The following is an 18,364-nucleotide window of genomic DNA, read 5'->3' on the forward strand; positions in this document are numbered from 1 at the left end:
TCTGCTTTTTCTGCTGCCGAATCCGCAAGCGACAACCACCAAACCCACGAACTTTGCAGTAAATTAGCCAATTCTTTGTCAGTCTTATTCCTTGATAAGCGCCTGGCTACCCGACTGCTTACCGGCTGAGAGACGCATGAAGTACGTGCCTTTCGCCAGCCGGCTTACGTCCACCTTCTGGCCGCCGTGTACTTTGCTTTTCAGGATAATGCGGCCTGTGGAATCCAGTACTTCCAACCGGGCCTCTTTCACGGTTTCGGGCAGCTGCACCGTCACGGCGTCTTTGGCCGGCACCGGGTAAGCACTAAAGGCCAGAGCAGTTTGCGGGTTTTTGGCGGCCGTTACGGTAGCCGGGGCCATCAGCCACTGGTAGGCAGCCGAAAACTCGCGCTTCCAGAACCACTCGGCGTGCTGGCCATCGGCACGAGCGTTAAAGCTCAGGTTGGTAGCCGGTACGCCGCCGGCCTGCAGCGCGTCGCGCATCTGCTGCATCAGGGGCACCATCGTCTGGCTTTCCTGAGTACCGCTCACGAAGTAAAAGCGCGTGTCGGGCTGGGCCGGGTGCTGCGCTACGTACTGAAACAGCTGCTGCTCGGCAAACCAGAAAGCCGGCGAAAACACGCCCACTTTGCCATACACAGTTGGGTACTTCAGAGCAGCATACACCGAAATCAGGCCGCCCATGCTGCTGCCGGCAATGCTGGTGTACTCCCGGCCGGTGAGGGTGCGGTAGTTGGTATCAATATAGGGTTTCAGCGTCTGGGCCATAAAGTCGGCGTACAGGTCACCCTGGCCACCGCCGTACTGGGGGTTATTCCAGGGTGAGTACTCGTTTAGGCGCTGCCCGCCGTCGTTGTCGACGGCTACCACGATGCAGCCGGTAGCATCGAGGCCCTGCTGCTGGAGCTGGCTCAAGGTTTCGTCCACGCCCCACTCGCCCGAGAAGCTGGTGCAATTGTCGAACACGTTCTGGCCGTCGTGCATGTAGAGCACGGGGTAGCGCTTGGTGCTGGTGGCGTAATCGTTGGGCAGATACAGCCACACCCGGCGCGTGCGCCCCAGCTGCGGAATCTGGAAGGTAGTGCTCATTACCCGCACGTTGGGGCTCAGCGCCGAGGAGGTGCAGCTACTGCCACCCGCCAAGTCTTCCCAGTTCAGTACGGTGTGGCTCACGGTAGCCGGACCGGTGCCGAAGGTGTAGCTACGGTTGGGCACCGAGCCGTTGGTGGCGTTGGTTTCCACGCTGGCCCAGGCGCCGCGGGTAAACTTATACTCAATCGTGCCCGTGGTTTGCGGCAGCGTAATCTGGTAGGTGCCGTCGGCGTTTTTAGTCAGGGCGTGGGCGGCGCTGCCGGGGTTCCAGCTGTTGAAGGAGCCGGCCATATACAGCGTGGCCGTGGCGGGTGTGTTGGCGGGCACGTTGGTGAGCTTGAACGTGACCTGGGCGCGGGCCACCAGAGAAGCCAGCAGCAGCAGTAGAGTGAGGTGGGATTTCATAGATTAAAAGTACCGGAAATATCCCTCCAAACCAGCTTCTTTCCTGCTCTTGCCCCTGCTTCATATGCCTAAAAGCCTCACTGACTTGCAACTAGCCTAGCGGCTGGAAAACACAAAAAATTATCCTGGCTGAATTGGATTCAGCCTCAACTCGGAATTGAGGAATTGTCCACTTACAAACGCAGCTCCTGGCCCATCAACAGGCCGCCTGATAGTATAGGACAAATCCAAGGTTGTTGACCCGTCACTTTCGACTGTTTTTAGCTCAGTTGGTGAAGACCCACTCACTGATTACAGTATTTCTTTCGGGACAAGAGAAAATGAATCGGGCTCATTTTACCTTGTTGGGCCAAATAAATGCGGGTATAGATGCCATTTAGGCTTGTGCAAACCTTTGCACTAAAAATAGTCTGAAAACTATTTTAAGAGGTCCGTTAACACGTATTGTATTTATGGTTTTCAAAACTTTATCTTGCGTAGTTTATTAACGAGAAAGAAGATACTGCGCCGAGGCAAAACTAGATTAAATTGAGTTCCGTAGGTTTCAATTTAGTCGAGGTCTGTTTCCGCATGGTAACCTCCCACTCACTGGCCTGGCCAGCTAAAAAATTCCCTCTCCTAACCCATTCTCAATGAAACACACTTACCTAGCGAAACTACTGTTTCTGCTACTCTTCGTTTGTACCGGATTTACCGGTGCATTCGCCCAGACTGGCGCCGTGAGCGGCCGGATCCTGGACGAAAAGAGCCAAGGGGTACCCGGTGCGACTGTTCTGATTGAAGGCACTACGCTGGGAAGCTCAACCAATGCCGATGGCACGTACCTGATTCAGAACGTGCCGGCTGGTGCCCAAACGCTGGTAAGCTCATTCGTGGGCTACAACACCAAGCGGCAGCCCATCACCGTAACGGCCGGCCAGACGACCACGCTGGGCGACCTGGCGCTGGCCGAAAACACGACCCTGCTGAGCGAGGCCGTAGTAGTAGGCTACGGTACGCAGCGCCGCCAGGACGTAACCGGCTCCATTGCTACCGTGTCGGAAAAGCAGTTTGTGCAGGGCCAGGTAACCAACCCCGAGCAGCTGATCCAAGGCAAAGTAGCGGGCGTGCAAATCACCCCCGGTGGCGGTGCTCCCGGCTCGGCTTCTCAGATCCGCATCCGCGGTGGCTCGTCGCTGAACGCCAACAACGACCCGCTGATCGTAATCGACGGTGTACCAGTTGATAACTCCGAGAACAAAGGCGTTTCGAACCCCCTCACGCTGGTGAACCCCAACGACATCGAGACGTTCACCGTGCTGAAAGATGCCTCGGCTACCGCCATTTACGGTTCGCGCGCTTCCAACGGTGTTATCCTGATTACGACCAAGAAAGGCCTTTCGGGCGAAAAGCTGCGCGTGAATTTCAACTCGCAGGCTTCCATTTCGAAGAAAACCAAGACTATCGACGTCCTCTCGACCGATGAGTTCCGCAACGTAGTAAATACGTACGGCACCGCCTCCCAAAAGGCGCTGCTCGGCAACAGCAACACCAACTGGCAGGAAGAAATCTTCCGCACTGCTACCACCTTCGACAACAACCTGAGCCTGATTGGCTCGGTTGGTCCGGTGCCTATCCGCGCTTCGGTGGGCAACACGGTTCAGCAAGGTATTCTGCTGACCAACAAGCTGAACCGTAACACGGGCTCTATCAGCATCTCGCCGATGCTGCTCGACAACCACCTGCGCATCGATATCAACGCCAAAGGCAGCTGGGTAGACAACACCTTCGCCGATGCCGCTGCTATCGGCAATGCCGCCCGCTTCGACCCAACTCAATCTATTCTGAGCGGCGACGACACCCGTTTCGGTGGCTACTTCGAGTGGCTCAACGGTGACAAAACCCTGAACCCCAACGGCACGAAGAACCCGATTGCCCAGCTGAACCAGAAGCGTGACCGCAGCACCGCTAAGCGCGGCATCGGTAACATCCAGTTCGACTACAAATTCCACTTCCTGCCCGAGCTGCGGGCCAACCTGAACCTGGGCTACGACATGCTGCGCAGCAACGGCTCGACCAACGTGCCCGCTTTTGCTGCCATCGAATTCGCCAACAAAGGTGCCAACAACATCTACTCCCAGAAGAAGGACAACAAGCTTCTGGACTTCTACCTGGAGTATGCCAAGCAGTTTGGCGAAAGCCGCGTAACGGTATTGGGCGGTTATTCTTACCAGGACTTTATCCGCGACCAGCCCCTGGACTCGTACCAGGCCTCGGCCGATGGCACGGTTATCAAGCCCGCTTTCCCCTTCAAGACTCAGTACACGCTGGTTTCGTTCTTCGGTCGTCTGAACTACAACTTTAAGGACCGCTACTCGCTGACAGCTACGCTTCGTAACGACGGCTCGTCGCGCTTCATCGAAGGGGAGCAGTTTGGCCTCTTCCCCGCCGTTGGTCTGGCCTGGCGCATCAAGGAAGAAGACTTCCTGAAAAGCTCTAGCCTGTTCTCCGACTTGAAACTGCGCGTAGGCTACGGCGTTACGGGTCAGCAGGATATCGAGAGCATCGTGGGCAACTACCCCTTCCTGGGCCGCTACACCTACGGCGAAAACTCGGCTTCCTACCAGTTTGGCACCGCGTTCCAGAACACGCTGCGCGCTGAAGGCTACAACCAGTCGCTGAAGTGGGAAGAAACCACGACCTACAACGCTGGTATCGACTACGGCTTCTTGGACAACCGCATCACCGGTACCATCGACGTATACCTGCGTCGCTCAGACGACCTGCTGGCTAAGATTGCCCCAGCGGCCCTCACGAACCTGACCAACGAGTTTGCCTACAACATTGGCAGCCTCGAAAACAAGGGTATCGAGTTTTCGCTGATTACCAATGCCGTGCGCACTAGCGACCTGAACCTGAACCTGAACTTCAACGCTACTTACAACGAGAACGAAATTACGGATCTGGGCAAATCCCTGCCCGGCTTCCAGGGCTACGCCGTGGGTGGCATCGGTGGGGGTGTTGGCAACAACATTCAGGTGAACTCGGTAGGTTACCCAGCCAACTCGTTCTACGTGCAGAAGCAGGTGTATGACGCCAATGGCCGGCCAATCGAAGGCCTGTACGCTGATCTGAACGGCGACGGCAAGAGCACCATCGACGACCGGTACCGCTACAAGTCGCCCGCGCCGAAAGTAACGCTGGGCTTCGGCTCCAACGCTACCTACAAGAAGCTGGACCTGGCTTTCACGCTGCGTGCCAACCTGGGCAACTACGTGTATAACAACATCAACTCGCAGCAGGCTGCCCTCACGGGTATTTCCACCAACGGCTTCCTGCAGAACCTTACCCCCGACTTCAACAACTCCAACTTCCGCGCTTACCAGCTGTTCTCTGATTACTACATCGAGAATGCCTCGTTCCTGCGCATGGACAACGTGACGCTGGGTTACAACCTGCGTAGCGCCGCCGACAGCAAGCCAAGTATCCGGATAACGGCCGCGGTGCAGAATATCTTTACCATCACGAAGTACTCGGGCCTTGATCCGGAGATTTCGAATGGTATCGACAATAACTTCTACCCCCGCCCCCGCACCTTCACGGTGGGTCTCAATCTAGGTTTCTAAATCGTACGTACGTACTGCAAAAAAATGAAAAAGACCTTTGTAAGACGCTTTGCGACCCTAGCGGTTGCCGGCTCTCTACTCGGCGCTGCGACGACTTCCTGCGTAGGAGACCTCGACCGTGACCCGTTTAATGAAGTTACCTCCGACGTAGTATATTCTGATCCGGCCAACTACAAGCCTATCCTGGCCAAGCTCTACGCGGGCCTAGCCCTGAGTGGCCAGACCGGCCCTTCGGGCAAGCCCGACCTGTCGGGTGTAGATGAAGGCTTCTCCAACTATATCCGCCAGTACTGGTCGATTCAGGAGCTGCCCACCGACGAGGCCGTTATTGCCTGGGGCGACGATGGCCTGCAGGACTACCACCTGATGAACTGGACGGCTAACAACCCGTTCATCCGGTCGATGTACAACCGCATCTTCTACCAGATTGCTGCCTGCAACGAGTACATCCGCGAAACCAAGGATGACAAGCTCAGCAGCCGCAACATCACCGGTGCCAATCTGGAGAACATCAAGAAGTATCGCGCTGAGGCTCGCTTCCTGCGCGCCCTGAGCTACTACCACGCGCTGGACCTGTTCGGTAAGTCGCCTTTTGCCGACGAGAACGACCAGATCGGCGCCTTCACACCCCGTCAGATTTCGCGTGCCGATTTGTTCGCCTACGTCGAGTCGGAGCTGAAAGCCATTGAAACCGAGTTGGTGGGTGCCCGCCAAAACGAGTATGCTCGCGTAGACCAGGCCGCCGCCTGGATGCTGCTGGCTAAGCTGTACCTGAACGCGGAAGTGTATACGGGCACGCCCCGCTACACCGATGCGGTAACGTATTCCAGCAAGGTTATCGGCGCTGGCTACGCGCTGCAGACCACCGCTACGGCGAAGTCGTCGGCTTATGGCCGCAACTTCCTGGCCGACAACAACACGTCGCCCGAGATTATCTTCCCGGTAGCTTTCGACGGCATATCGACGAAAGGCTATGGCGGCACCACCTTCATCATCCACGCCAGTGTGGGCGGCGACATGCCGGCCGCTGCTTTCGGCGTTGATGGCGGCTGGGGCGGTACGCGCACCACGCGTGCTCTGTTCAACCTCTTCCCCGATACGGCTGCTGACCGCCGGGGCCGGTTCTTTACCAAGGGTCAAAAACTGGAAATCGACAACCTGACCGAGTTTAAGGACGGACTGGGCGTTGTTAAGTTCAAGAATGTGAAATCGGATGGTGCCGTGGGCAAAGACCTGGTCTTCCCCGACACCGACTTCCCCATGTTCCGCTTGGCTGATGCGTACCTAATGTATGCCGAAGCTGTGCTGCGTGGCGGCACGGGCGGAACTACTACGCAAGCCTTGAGCTACGTGAATGCCCTGCGCAACCGGGCCTTCGTTGGCAACGGCGGCGACATCACCGCTTCGCAGCTGACCCTGGACTTTATTCTGGATGAGCGCGGCCGCGAGCTGCACTGGGAAGGCCACCGTCGTACCGACCTGATCCGCTTCAAGAAGTTCACCACGGCCGCCTACATCTGGCCCTGGAAAGGTGGTGTAAAGGAAGGTCGTTCTGTTTCGGAAAACCTGAACGTATTCCCGATTCCGTCGACGGATCTGGTGGCTAACCCCAACCTGACCCAGAACACGGGCTACTAACCCAAGCGTTTTTCGGCGGCGGGAACTTCCTGCAGGTTCCCGCCGCTTTAGAATCACCTAACTCATAAAAATTCCCATGAAAAACTGGCTTACCCGAATTGTCGGTCTATGCGCTGCCGTGGTCCTGATGTCTTCTTGCGAGAAGGACGAGGTCAAGGTGACGGCAGAACCCGGCTCCGCCCCTGTCCTGACGGCCTCCGCCACGGCAGTTGATCTGAAGAAAGAAGACGCCGACAAAGTAGCCGTAACCTACAGCTGGACGCCCATCACGCTGACCTTCAGCGAAGCCGGCTTCCCGGCCACGATGACCTACACGCTGCAATTTGCCAAGAAAGGCACCAACTTCGCCACCACCAAGGACGTTGACGCCAGCGGTGTTGTGCGTAAGGCCTTTACCGTGTCGGAAGTGAATGCCCTTTTTAAAGACCTGGGCTTCCCCATCGGCCAGCCCGCCCAACTCGATGTGCGCCTGAAGTCTTCGTATTCTGCCAACGTAGCCCCGTATACCACCGCCCTGACCTCGTTGAGCGGCACTCCCTACGAGTCGCGCGAATTGCCGGCTCTGGTATGGGGTCTGATTGGCCCAGCCGGCAAAGGGTGGGACACCGATGTGGTAATGGACTACGACTACGACAAGAAAGTCTGGACGCTGACTACGGATTTGAAAGCCGACCTTTTTAAGTTCCGTGCCAATAAGGCTTGGACCGTTAACCTGGGTGATGAAGGCCCTAATGGTTCTCCAGCCAAAGATGGTCCTCTAAAAGCAAGCGGCGGTGACATCAAACTTGCTGAAGCTGGTAACTACACCATTACGCTGGACTACAACGCTACTCCGAAGCCCACTTACACGATCAAGAAGAACTAAGCTTGATTCAAGTTTAGTACACAGGAAAAAGGCCGCTGAAATTCAGTGGCCTTTTTCTTTTTGTTTAGTGCCGTTTCGGTGTCGTTGTGTGGTAGCCACTTTGTAGCTTATGCTCCAGCTACTGGCCACACGGCCTCTCCCAGACCTGCTTTGGTATGATTCAAAGTCAATCAATCCACGTCTGATTATGGCAGAACTGCTCTGCTTGGTGCGGCATGTACTACGCCCGCCGTAAAGCAGTTGGCTGAGCAAGCAAAGTGGCCATTGGCCCAGTCTATGCACGAATCTTGGCTCTTGGCGGCTGCGCCGTTATGCCGCCTGCAGTACCGTAACCGGGACGCCACTGGCCGCTTAGCCTGCTCCAAAATCACATCTGTATAGGAGCAATAACCCAATACCATCGACTCGTGAAGTCAGTAACCACTGCTTACTAGTTTACGGCAGCCGAGTACAGTGCGGGCCACAACAACCCACAAAAAAAAGCCCGCTGCTGAGCAGCGGGCTTTTCAGTTTGGTGAAGGCTATAATTACAGCAGTACTACTTTGCGAGTAGAAGTAAGGTCGCCAACCTGCACTTTTACCATGTAGGTGCCGGCCGATACGTCCTGTGAGCTTACCGTAGCATTGTGGAAACCGGCTGGCTTGATGCCATCCTGGAGCGTGCGCACGGTGCGGCCCATCAGATCGGTCAGGGTCACGGTTACCGGCTGGTTTTTGCTCAGCACCTGGTAGGTTACCGTGGCACTGCCGGCGGTGGGGTTCGGGAATACGCTCATGGCCACGGCGGCATCGGCGGCGCTACGGCTGCTGAGTACTACCACGTTCACGGTAGCCGACTGGGTACCGGCTTTGGTCGTAAAGTCGGGACGGTTTTCGAGGTTGGTATTGCCGTTGCCGGTGATTTCCGGAATTACATCCGACGACCAGTAGCCGCCGTTGGCCACGTAGCCCGACATCAGGCGAATGATACTGGCTCCCGAAGGCAGGCCCAGCGCCGTGCGGTCCAGCTCAATTTCCCAGCCGTAGGAACCGGCGCTGCCGGGGTTGGTGGCCGTATTGCCAGGGTTGCCAGCACCAGGGTTGGTGGCCGGGAAGTTAGCTACCAAGCTACCGCTAACCGAGTTGCGGTAAGCCATGCGGGCGTTGGCAAAACGGGTGAAAGCACCCGTAGGAGCCGTAATAGCCGTAGCCGCGCCGGTTACGGGAATGTTGGGCGCAAGCGTGGTGGTGGTGCCAGCGGTGGCCGACGTGAATACCAAGGCCTGGGGAATATAAGCAGCGGCGTCGCCTTTGAGGGCCAGCGCCATATCCACTTCCTGGTCCATTTTCGTGCCTGCCACTCCTGGGTCTGAGCCTTTCACCTCAAACATGGTCTGGGCCGTGGTGCTGGTGCCGGTAATGGTTGGCAGGGCCGTGCCGGCCGGTACGCCCGATACGTTGGGCAGGTCCATATAGAGTTGGAAGCCGTTGCCAGAGTTCTGCATCGTGCCGGCCACGAACACGTAAAGCTTGGAGCTGCTGTTGGCAGCATACATGCTCAGCAGGCCCCAGTTGCCGAAGCCACCATTCTCGATGTGCGGCGTGTTAAAGCGGCCCAGCAGCGAGTAGCGGCCCGTGTTAGCAGCTCCGATTTCAGCAGCGTCCACAACGCCGTCAACGGTAATTTGAGCCTGGGCTTCAAAAGCGGTAGCCGACAGCAGCCCTAAGGTTGCGAGAGTAAAAATTTTCTTCATAGGAGTTGGTGAGAATTGGGTAATGGGTGAAAAAACGCGGTTGAGCTTACCCGCTCAGAGCCCTGCAGCAGGTAGTCGGAAGTAAATATACTACGCAAATTATAAAATAAAATAGGCGTGAGTTATTACTTACTATTCCCCAAAAATCAACTTTCCCAATGCTGGCTATCTGGCTTATAATCTAGTTTTTAACGATTTTCTACCGAATTCAGCGCCGTCGGCACTATCCTAATATTCGGATAAAGTACTGCGGCAATGTGCTACGTTTCGGCGAACGTGCTAGCTTCGCAACCAAATAGCATACTGCCGACCTTCGGCCGCAAGCTATTTGCCGCGGTAAGTATAGCGGTACTCACAGGCCCGGTAATTCGGGTTGGGCAGTCTCTCAGCTGCCTTTTTCGGCCTTTCTCTTCACTACTTTATTACCTACCGTATGATCCTCATTGCCGACGGCGGCTCGACCAAGAGCAGCTGGTGTCAGCTCGACGAGACTGGCAACCGGGTGTACTTCAACACTGAAGGCTACAACCCCGACTTCATCAAAACGGCCGAAATTGCCGCTTCGCTCGACAAAAACCTGCCGGAAACCCTGGCACGGGATGAAGTACGGGAAGTGTTTTACTACGGTGCCGGCGTTTCCTCGTCGAAGAAAGCCGACGTCATTGCCCAGGCCATGCGGCAGATTTTCCCTAATGCCAACGTCATCGTTGACCACGACCTGCTGGCGTCGGCACGGGCGCTGTTGGGCCGCAAGCCGGGCTTCGCGGCCATTCTGGGCACGGGCACCAACTCCTGCTTATACGACGGCGAGAAAATCATCTACAACGTCGATTCACTCGGGTATTTCCTCGGCGACGAAGGCAGCGGCTCGTTTATTGGCAAGCGCCTGATGCGCGACTACCTGCGCGGCCTGCTGCCCGACGGCCTGCAGGATATTTTCCGGGAGGAATTCAACCTCACCCGCGAGGATATCCTGGACCGGCTCTACAACCAGCCCCTGCCCAACCGGTTTCTGGCCAGCTTCGGCAAGTTTGCCTACGACCACAACAACATCAGCTACTGCCGCGAAATTGTGCTCCAGGGCTTCGAGACGTTCTTCGAGAACATCGTGCTGCACTACCCCAACTACCAGGACTACACCTTCAACTGCGTGGGCTCAGTGGCCTACAACTTCCGCGACGCGCTGGCCCAGGTGGCCCGTATCCACGGCATGGAAGTCGGCAAAATCATCCGCTCCCCCATCGATGACCTAGTAACCTACCACGAGCAGGAAGCGAAATAGTTTATTAGGGCTTAGGAGGCACTCGATTTGCTTCGCAAAAGGCCAAAAAGAAAGGGACGATTCTGTACAGAATCGTCCCTTTCTTTTTGGCCTTGCCTGCTTGATGCCAGGCGCTAAGACCTGATTAGTGCTGCACTACCAGGCGGGTGGTCTGGTGCAGCTCGCCGGTGCTCAGGCGAATGAGGTAGACGCCGTTGGCCAGGTCCTGCACGGGCAGCGTGAGCTGGTAGGAGCCCACAGGCTGCTTGGCGCCGGCTTTTACGGTGCGCACGGTGGCACCCAGCAGGTTTTGCACCGTTACGGTTACAGTGGCGGGCGTCTTCAGCTCGTAATGGAGCTGGGCGCTGCTGCCGGTGGGGTTCGGGGCGGCGCTTAGGCGCAGGGCGTCGGTGGCGCGGGCTTTGGTGCCCAATACCACGGCCTTTTTAATCAGGCGCGAGGTGTACACCGCGTACTGGCCGGGCTGCAGCGAAATAGGTGCCGTAGCGCTGCTGACGGTGATAGAGTCGCCGGTGAGGTAGTTGTACCACTTGCCGGTTTGCTGAAACTCGGGGTTGATAGACTGGGCCGTCACATCAAAGTTGCCGATTACCGTCACTTTCAGGTTGGCATCGGAGAGGTGAATCGACTTGGTCGCGCCGCTCAGCTGCTGAGTGTAGGTACCGGTTTTGAACACGGACTGGGTTTTCTTCAGCGCAATCAGCTCCCGGTAGGTGTTGTACAGTTTGCGGCGGTTGGGGTTCTGGTAATACTCCCACTTAATTGGCTTGTTGCCCACGCGGCCGTTTTCATCGATGCTCACGTCGTAGCCAACTTCGCCAAACTGCCAGATCATCTTGGGGCCGGGTACGGTGAAGAAGAAGGCGGCGGCGGCTTCGTTGCGGGCCAGGGCCACGTTGATGTCGCGCACGTTGTGGGCGGGGTTGGCCTGGTTGCCGTAGGTGATGTTCTTGAACATCAACCGCTCCTCGTCGTGGCTTTCCATGTAAGTCACCACGTTCGGATTCAGCCAGCCACGGGCCCCGAAATAGCCCCAGCTAAAGTCGGAGGTGCTCACGTAGCCCATGGTGGCCTCGTTGTAGTTGTGGGTCAGGTTGCCCCACAGCATCATGCCGTAGTCGGCCAGCACTTTCTCCTCGGAGTTGTCGGCGAAGTGCTCCAGGATGCAGTAGACGTTCGGGTCCACGGTCTTCATGAAGTCATAGTAGTCCTTCCAGATGTCGATGCGCGACTGGTCGAAGGCACCCCACGCGCCCACGTCGTTGGGGTTGTTGCGCTGGGTAAAGCCCTTGGAAAGGTCAAAACGGTAGCCGTCGACTTTGTATTCCTGCAGCCAGAACTCCATCACGCGCTTCGAGAAGTACTTGGTGAAGGGACTTTCGTGGTTGAAATCGTAGCCCACGTTGAAGGGGTGCGTGGCGTCGGCGTTAAACCAGGGACTGTTGGCAGCGGGCTTATCGTTCTGGAAGTACAGCTGCACCATCGGCGACTGGCCAAAAGAGTGGTTCAGTACCATATCGAGCACTACAGCCATACCGCGACGGTGGCACTCGTCGATGAGGCGCTTCAGCTCGTTTTTGGTGCCGTAGTATTTGTCGGGCGCAAAGTAGAACGAGGGGTTGTAGCCCCAGCTTTCGTTGCCCTCAAACTCGTTGATAGGCATCAGCTCCACGGTATTAATGCCCAGGCGCTGCAGGTAATTGAGCGTGTCGCGCAGGGTGGCGTAGTCGTGGCGAGCCAGGAAGTCGCGCAGGTGCAGCTCATACACCACCATATCGGTGCGGGCCGGCCGGTTGAAGGTGGTCGTCTGCCACTGGTAGGCGGTCTGGTTGGTTTGCAGCACCGATACGATGCCGGTCGTCAGGCCCGTGGGGTAGGCTTTCAGGTTGGGATAGGTTACGGCCGGAATGAACCGGTCGTTGCTGGGGTCCAGCACCTTTTCCGAGTATGGGTCGGCTACGCGCAGGTTGCCGTCTACGAGGTACTGGTAGGCGTATTCCTGGCCGGGCGTGAGGCCGTTGAGCTGAATCCACCAGTTGTTGCCGTCGGGCGTCTTATTCATGTAGCCCGCTTCCGTGGGCTGGAAGTTGTTGAACTCGCCCAGCACGTAGGCAAACTGCTTGCTCGGGGCCGTCAGCTTCAGAATTACTGAAGTGCCACCGTTGAGGTAGGTAATACCGTCTTTGGCCCCGGCGGGCAGCGCCGCTACCGTAACCGTGGGCCGGATAACAAAGACGAGCGAGTCGGAAACGGTGGTGGCACCGCTGGTAGCCGAGAGGCGGATGACGTTGCGGCCAGCCTGGGCCGCCGTTACAGTGCCGCTCAGCGTAGTGGTATTGGCCTGCTGGGTTACCAGCGTCTTATTCAGATACAGCGCCATGGTAGAGGCCGCCGAAGCCGTGCCGCTCACGCTGAGCTGGGTGCCGGCATTCACGAACAGCGGGTTGCCGCCGCCGGGTGCTACCGGGGCCGTGATGCGCACCGACAGGTTGGAGCCCTGCGTGACGTCCACGAAAATGTCGCCGCCACCGGTGGCGCGGCCTACTACGGCTCCGTCGCCGCTCTTGAAAATCATGGCCAGCTTCAGAATCTGGTCGGTAGCGGGCACACCGTAGAACGTGCGTGGCGTGAAAGTGAGGGTGTAGAGGTTCGGGTTGGTGGTGCTACGCGTCAGCAACGCGGCCGGGTCGGGCGTGTTGAACGAAGGGCTCTTCACGTACTTCCAGTCGGAGTTGGACGTGCTCTTGTCGGTGATAACGCCGGTCCAGATATACACCGGGCCAGTGAAGCCGGCCAGCGCGCCGTTGCCTTGGGTGGCATCGAAGGTGAGCGTCACTTGATCCGTGTCGCGGAAGAAAGTTGGCTGCGTGGTTACCACCTGGGCTTGCGCCGTCGTGATTCCGCCGGCCAGGAGCAACAGCAGCCCCAGCATTAGTCGAAGTATTCTCATTGAGAGCGTGGGAATTAGTGGAAGTTTTGGAGTTCAGGAAAGATGAAAATATTACGCAAGTTAAACACGATAATGCCGTAGTCAAAACGCTTTCCAATTATACTCACCCCGAAGCCCGGAGGCATCCGGGCGCGGCTTTTGTTCGTAGCTTTGCCGCCCCGCTCCTACGGCCGGGCTGCCTTGCTTAATGCGTGATTCTACCCGTTCGTTTGCTGCTTTTTTCCGCTTTTGGTTGCTCATCGGCGGCCTGCTGCTAAGCGCCGCGCCGGTAAGCCAGGCGCAGCAGCCGGCCGCTCCGGTCCCAGCGGATACGGTAGTTCTCACTACACCTCTGCCCCGTCCCGCGTCTTTGCCCGCTGCCGCCCCGCCCGATTCGGGCTGGAGCCCGCGCCGCCTGCCAATTCTGGCCGGTGGGCTGGCCGTTACCTACACCGGGCTGCTGTATCTGCTCGACCAGGGCTGGTACACGGGTCCGCGCAGCGACTTCCACTGGTTCAACGACCTACAGGAGTGGAAACAGATGGACAAAGTGGGCCATTTCTGGGGCGCGTTTCACGAAAGCCGGGGCGCGGTGGATATGCTGCGCTGGGCGCGGGTGCCCGACCGCACCGCCACCTGGTACGGCGGTTTTGTGGGCTTCCTGCTGCAAAGCCCCATCGAGCTGCTCGATGGCCGCGACCCGGCCTACGGCGCTTCGGCCACCGATTTGGCAGCCAACTTTCTGGGCTCGGCCGCGCTTATCGGGCAGCAGCTGGCCTGGCAGGAGGTGCGGCTGATGCCCAAATACTCGTTCCATACCACTTCCTACGCCAAAATGCGGCCCAACGTGCTGGGCAAGTCTCTGGCCGAGCAGCATTTGAAGGATTATAACGGCCAGACTTACTGGCTCTGCGCCGACCTGGCCGCCTGGCTCAAACCCGAAAGCCGGTGGCCGAAGTGGCTGCAGCCGGCCGTGGGCTACGGAGCGCAGCAAATGGTATTCAACGACCCCGACGCCAACGCCGTCCTGGGCCTGCGCGCCTACCGGCAATACTACCTGAGTCTGGACGTGAACCTGCGCCGCATTCCCACGCACAGCAAGCTGCTGAAACGGGTGTTCTACGTAGCCAGCATTTTCCATTTGCCCGCCCCGGCGTTGGAATACAACTCCCGGCGCGGTCTGGTGCTGCACGGGCTGTATTATTAGTTGTTGGTTGTTGGTTGTTGGTTGTTGGTTGTTGGTTGTTGGTTGTTGGTTGTTGGTTGTTGGTTGTTAAGACAGTTTCGGGCTTTGCGTATAGTTCTGCCAATGGCGCGAATTTTCAACCAAACTTTCTCCTGCCTCGCTGCTGCCAACTGCCGTAAAAGGTGGCGGGGCCGATTCTGCGTACCTTGCAGCCTCGCTCCGGCCGAATGTTTGCGCATTCGGCCCGCACCAACAACCAGCACTTAACCTTTGCAATATGAACGTAGGAGACCGGGTCCGTTTACTGACCGGCCGTGAAGAAGGCATCATCACCCGCCTGCTTGATAACGACCTCGTGGAAGTGGCCATCGATAATGACTTCACCATTCCGGTACTGCGCCGCGAAGTGGTAGTGGTAGCCGCCGAAGAAACCAAAACCTTTGGCCTGAGTGCCAGTGCCGTAGCCGCCGAAAAAAAGATGGCTGCCAACGGCGCGGTGCAGGCCGCCCGCGCCGCTAAAGCGGCCGGCGTAACCACTCCGGCCGCCCCGGCCAAGAAAGTGGTAGGCCCCGAAGCGCCGCCTACGCCCAAAACCCCGCCGGTACAAAAAGGCCTGTATCTGGCCCTTACGCACCAGTCGCCGGAGCTGCTGGCCCTGCACATCATCAACCACACCGAGCGCGACGTACTCTTTACCTACGGCGAAGAGCTGGCGGGCCAGTACCGGGCCCTCTACGCCGACAAACTCAAGGCTAAATCGGTGAGTGCGGCCCTGGGCCACTGGCACCTGAAGGATTTCGACAAGTGGCCTGCGCCGGTTGTGCAGCTGCTGCCCCATTTGCTGAACGATACCACCGCCTATGAGCTGCTCACCAAGCGCGTGCAGTTCAAGGCCAATAGCTTCTACACCAGCCGCCAGGCCAACGTGCCGGTACTGCAGCGCGAAGCCTACCTGTTTCAGCTCGACGAAAAGCCCCCCGTGCCGGTAGCCGTGGCCCCCGAGAAGCTGGCCGAAACCCTGCAACAGCAACTCAGCGGCAACGCGCCTGCCAAGCCCGCCGCCGTGGCCCCGGCGCCCGAGCCCGCTAAAGCCCTGGTGGCCCCACCCCACGAGGTAGACCTGCACCTGGAAGCTCTGGACCCCGAAGCGGCCAAAGCCGAGCCAGCTCTGAGCAACACGGCCATTCTGAAGCTGCAGCTCGAAGCCTTCGAAGACACGCTGAGTCGCGCCTTGGCTACCAACATGCACGAAATCATCTACATCCACGGCTCCGGTAACGGCACGCTGCGCAAAGAGCTGCACAAGCTGCTGAGCCGCAACAAGGACATCAAGTTTTTCGAAGACTCGCAGAAGGAGAAGTTCGGCTACGGCGCCACGCTGGTTCGGCTGAAGTAAACATAGTCCTTCTTCTTTTCGTCTGTCATCCTGAGCCCAGCGAAGGACCTTATTGGGTAAGAGCGAGTCGTAACAACGATGGTCGTGCTAACGTGATAAGGTCCTTCCCAAGCTTAGGATGACAGACGTTTTTTTGCTTTTCAAGTAGCCTATTATGCCCGCCGTTTTTGCCCAATCCGTCCTCGTTGCCCTGCCCGACCAGCGCCAATTGGAGCTGCTGCGGTACGGCGACCCGACGCATCCGGCGGCGGTATTCCACCACGGCTATGCCTCGTCGGGCCTGAGCATTCCGCCCAATGCGGAGCTGCTCCAGCAGTTGGGCCTGCAGATTCTGGCTCCCAACCGGCCCGGCGTGGGCCGCTCCGACGTGCACCGAGCCATGACCCTGGAGTCGTTTGCGGCGGATGTGGTTTTTGCCCTCGATGCGCTACAGGTAACGGCGCCGATGGTCGTGCTGGGCTGGTCGGCGGGCGGGCTGTATGCCCAGGCCCACGCGGCGCTGTATCCGGCTCGGGTGGCAGCTCTGCATCTGCTCAATACCTGCCTGCCGCTGGGTGAGCCCGAAACCTACAAAGCCCTGCCGCCGCGCTGGAAAACCATTAAGTTTCTCAACGACTACGGCGCCTGGCTGGCCCAGCCCCTGGCCCGCCGCCTCAGCCGGCAATGGACCCTGGAGCCGGACCGCATGATCGACAAGTTCATGAACATGCTGGGCCCCGCCGAACAGGAAGAAGCCAACAACCCCGTCTCGCGCATCGTGCTGCGCGACGCGGCCCAGCACGGCTTTAGCCACCGGGGCCAGGGCGTGTACTACGACGGCCAGGCCCTGTGCCGCCCCCCGCAGTTCCGGCTGGCCGCCATCACCACCCCCACTACCATCTGGCACGGCACCGACGATTTTATCTGGCACCCGGCCCCCATTAAATACCTGGCCTCTCGCCTGCCCCACGCCACGCTGCACATGCTGCCCGGCGAAGGCCATATGCTGTATCTGAAGTACTGGCGCAAGATTCTGGAGCAGGTACGGGCGGAAGTGTAGCAAAACTTCGTCGTTATTTAAACTGTCATCCTGAGCCTGCGAAGGACCTTCCTCCCACCTACTCACTGCAGCTTGTGCCAACATAGTCAAGTTCTTTATCGTGAAGCGGCCGAGGGCTTTTCGCGTTGAATCACGCTTGTCACTATGGTGAGGAAGGTCCTTCGCAAGCTCAGGATGACAGCCAATTTTTTACGCATTCCACTGCATCATGTACGACCTTATCGGTGACATTCACGGCCATGCCGACGAGCTGTGTCAACTGCTGGCCAAGCTCGGCTACGCCCCGCACAACGGCGTGTACCGCCACCCTGCCCGCCAGGTTATCTTCGTGGGCGACTTTGTGGACCGCGGCCCTAAAATCCGGGAAACGCTGCAAATCGTGCGGGCAATGGTAGACGGCGGCGCGGCTCGGGCCGTGATGGGCAACCACGAGTATAACGCCATTGCCTTCTATGAAAAGCATCCCCAGGGGGGCCACCTGCGGCCCCACATGCCGCGCAATATTCTGCAGCATCTGCGCACTATTGAGGAATTCAACGGCCGCGAGTTATTCGCCGAGTGGCACGACTATATTCAGTGGTTTAAGACCCTGCCGCTGTTTCTGGATCTGGTCGACCTGCGCGTAGTCCACGCCTGCTGGGACCCGCGCCACATCGATTTTCTGAGCAGTGTGCTGGTGAACGGCTGCCTTACCGACGCCGTGCTGCTGCGCGCCACCGACCGCAGCACGCCCGAGTACCACGCCATCGAGGAAACCCTGAAAGGCAAGGAAATCACGCTGCCGCCCGGCCTGAGCTTCCACGACAAAGACCAGAACGAGCGGAACAAAATGCGGGTGCGCTGGTGGTGCAACCCCCAGAGCTGCACCTACGCCGACTATTACCTGGAAAGCATTCCGGCCCTCGACCCCCACCCCGTGGACCATGCCGCCCTACCCGATGCCTACCACTACGCCGAGGAAACGCCGGTCTTTTTCGGCCACTACTGGCTGCGCGGCACCCCCCAGATTCTGCGCCCCCATGCTGTGTGCCTCGATTATAGTGTGGCCCGGGGCGGCGAGCTAGTGGCCTACCGCTGGAGCGGCGAAAAAGTATTAAAGGCTGAAAACCTGGTAGTAGCCGGCGAGCTTGTTGCCAATAGTTAGCCCGAAGTAAGCATCTACCCTCCTGGTTCCCCTAAGTCTGTAACAATTCA

General features: G+C 58.2%; 11 protein-coding genes. 8 read left to right on the forward strand and 3 right to left on the reverse strand.

What is annotated here, in order from left to right; all coding sequences use genetic code 11:
- Positions 1–84: 84 nt before the first annotated feature.
- Complete coding sequence (locus LGH74_RS07445) at positions 85–1,497, reverse strand: alpha/beta hydrolase-fold protein (RefSeq protein WP_226174054.1); 1,413 nt, start codon at positions 1,495–1,497, stop codon at positions 85–87.
- A 632-nt stretch (positions 1,498–2,129) separates the two neighbouring features.
- Between LGH74_RS07445 and LGH74_RS07450 the strand changes: the two genes are divergently transcribed.
- The 3 genes from LGH74_RS07450 to LGH74_RS07460 all read left to right on the forward strand — a co-directional run bounded on the left by LGH74_RS07450 (position 2,130) and on the right by LGH74_RS07460 (position 7,605).
- Positions 2,130–5,102, forward strand: coding sequence for a SusC/RagA family TonB-linked outer membrane protein (locus LGH74_RS07450; protein WP_226174056.1), 2,973 nt, complete (start codon positions 2,130–2,132; stop codon positions 5,100–5,102).
- A gap of 24 nt (positions 5,103–5,126) precedes the next feature.
- Positions 5,127–6,740: a RagB/SusD family nutrient uptake outer membrane protein gene (locus LGH74_RS07455; RefSeq protein ID WP_226174058.1), complete on the forward strand. Its 1,614-nt coding sequence runs from the start codon at positions 5,127–5,129 to the stop codon at positions 6,738–6,740.
- A gap of 127 nt (positions 6,741–6,867) precedes the next feature.
- Positions 6,868–7,605: a SusE domain-containing protein gene (locus tag LGH74_RS07460; protein ID WP_226174060.1), complete on the forward strand. Its 738-nt coding sequence runs from the start codon at positions 6,868–6,870 to the stop codon at positions 7,603–7,605.
- 527 nt (positions 7,606–8,132) lie between these two features.
- Here LGH74_RS07460 and LGH74_RS07465 read toward each other — a convergent pair.
- Positions 8,133–9,338 (reverse strand): T9SS type A sorting domain-containing protein, encoded by a 1,206-nt coding sequence (locus LGH74_RS07465; RefSeq protein WP_226174062.1) that lies wholly within the window; start codon positions 9,336–9,338, stop codon positions 8,133–8,135.
- A gap of 433 nt (positions 9,339–9,771) precedes the next feature.
- Here LGH74_RS07465 and LGH74_RS07470 point away from each other — a divergent pair, with 433 nt between their 5' ends.
- A complete protein-coding gene (locus LGH74_RS07470; protein WP_226174064.1) occupies positions 9,772–10,620 on the forward strand; it encodes an N-acetylglucosamine kinase in 849 nt (282 codons plus the stop codon).
- A gap of 124 nt (positions 10,621–10,744) precedes the next feature.
- On the opposite strand, the gene LGH74_RS07475 is transcribed toward LGH74_RS07470, so the two are convergent.
- Positions 10,745–13,570 (reverse strand): alpha-amylase family glycosyl hydrolase, encoded by a 2,826-nt coding sequence (locus tag LGH74_RS07475; protein WP_226174066.1) that lies wholly within the window; start codon positions 13,568–13,570, stop codon positions 10,745–10,747.
- Positions 13,571–13,757: 187 nt separating this feature from the next.
- Here LGH74_RS07475 and LGH74_RS07480 point away from each other — a divergent pair, with 187 nt between their 5' ends.
- From LGH74_RS07480 to LGH74_RS07495, 4 genes are all read left to right on the forward strand, one after another.
- Positions 13,758–14,756 (forward strand): DUF2279 domain-containing protein, encoded by a 999-nt coding sequence (locus tag LGH74_RS07480; RefSeq protein ID WP_226174068.1) that lies wholly within the window; start codon positions 13,758–13,760, stop codon positions 14,754–14,756.
- Between the two features lie 256 nt (positions 14,757–15,012).
- Complete coding sequence (locus LGH74_RS07485) at positions 15,013–16,131, forward strand: Smr/MutS family protein (RefSeq protein ID WP_226174075.1); 1,119 nt, start codon at positions 15,013–15,015, stop codon at positions 16,129–16,131.
- A gap of 154 nt (positions 16,132–16,285) precedes the next feature.
- Entirely contained in the window at positions 16,286–17,170 is an 885-nt protein-coding gene (locus LGH74_RS07490) for an alpha/beta fold hydrolase (protein WP_226174077.1), read from the forward strand.
- Positions 17,171–17,378: 208 nt separating this feature from the next.
- Positions 17,379–18,314: a metallophosphoesterase gene (locus LGH74_RS07495; protein ID WP_226174079.1), complete on the forward strand. Its 936-nt coding sequence runs from the start codon at positions 17,379–17,381 to the stop codon at positions 18,312–18,314.
- Positions 18,315–18,364: the final 50 nt, after the last annotated feature.

Origin of the sequence: Hymenobacter lucidus, assembly GCF_020447265.1 — a bacterium.
GTDB classification, from domain to species: domain Bacteria; phylum Bacteroidota; class Bacteroidia; order Cytophagales; family Hymenobacteraceae; genus Hymenobacter; species Hymenobacter lucidus.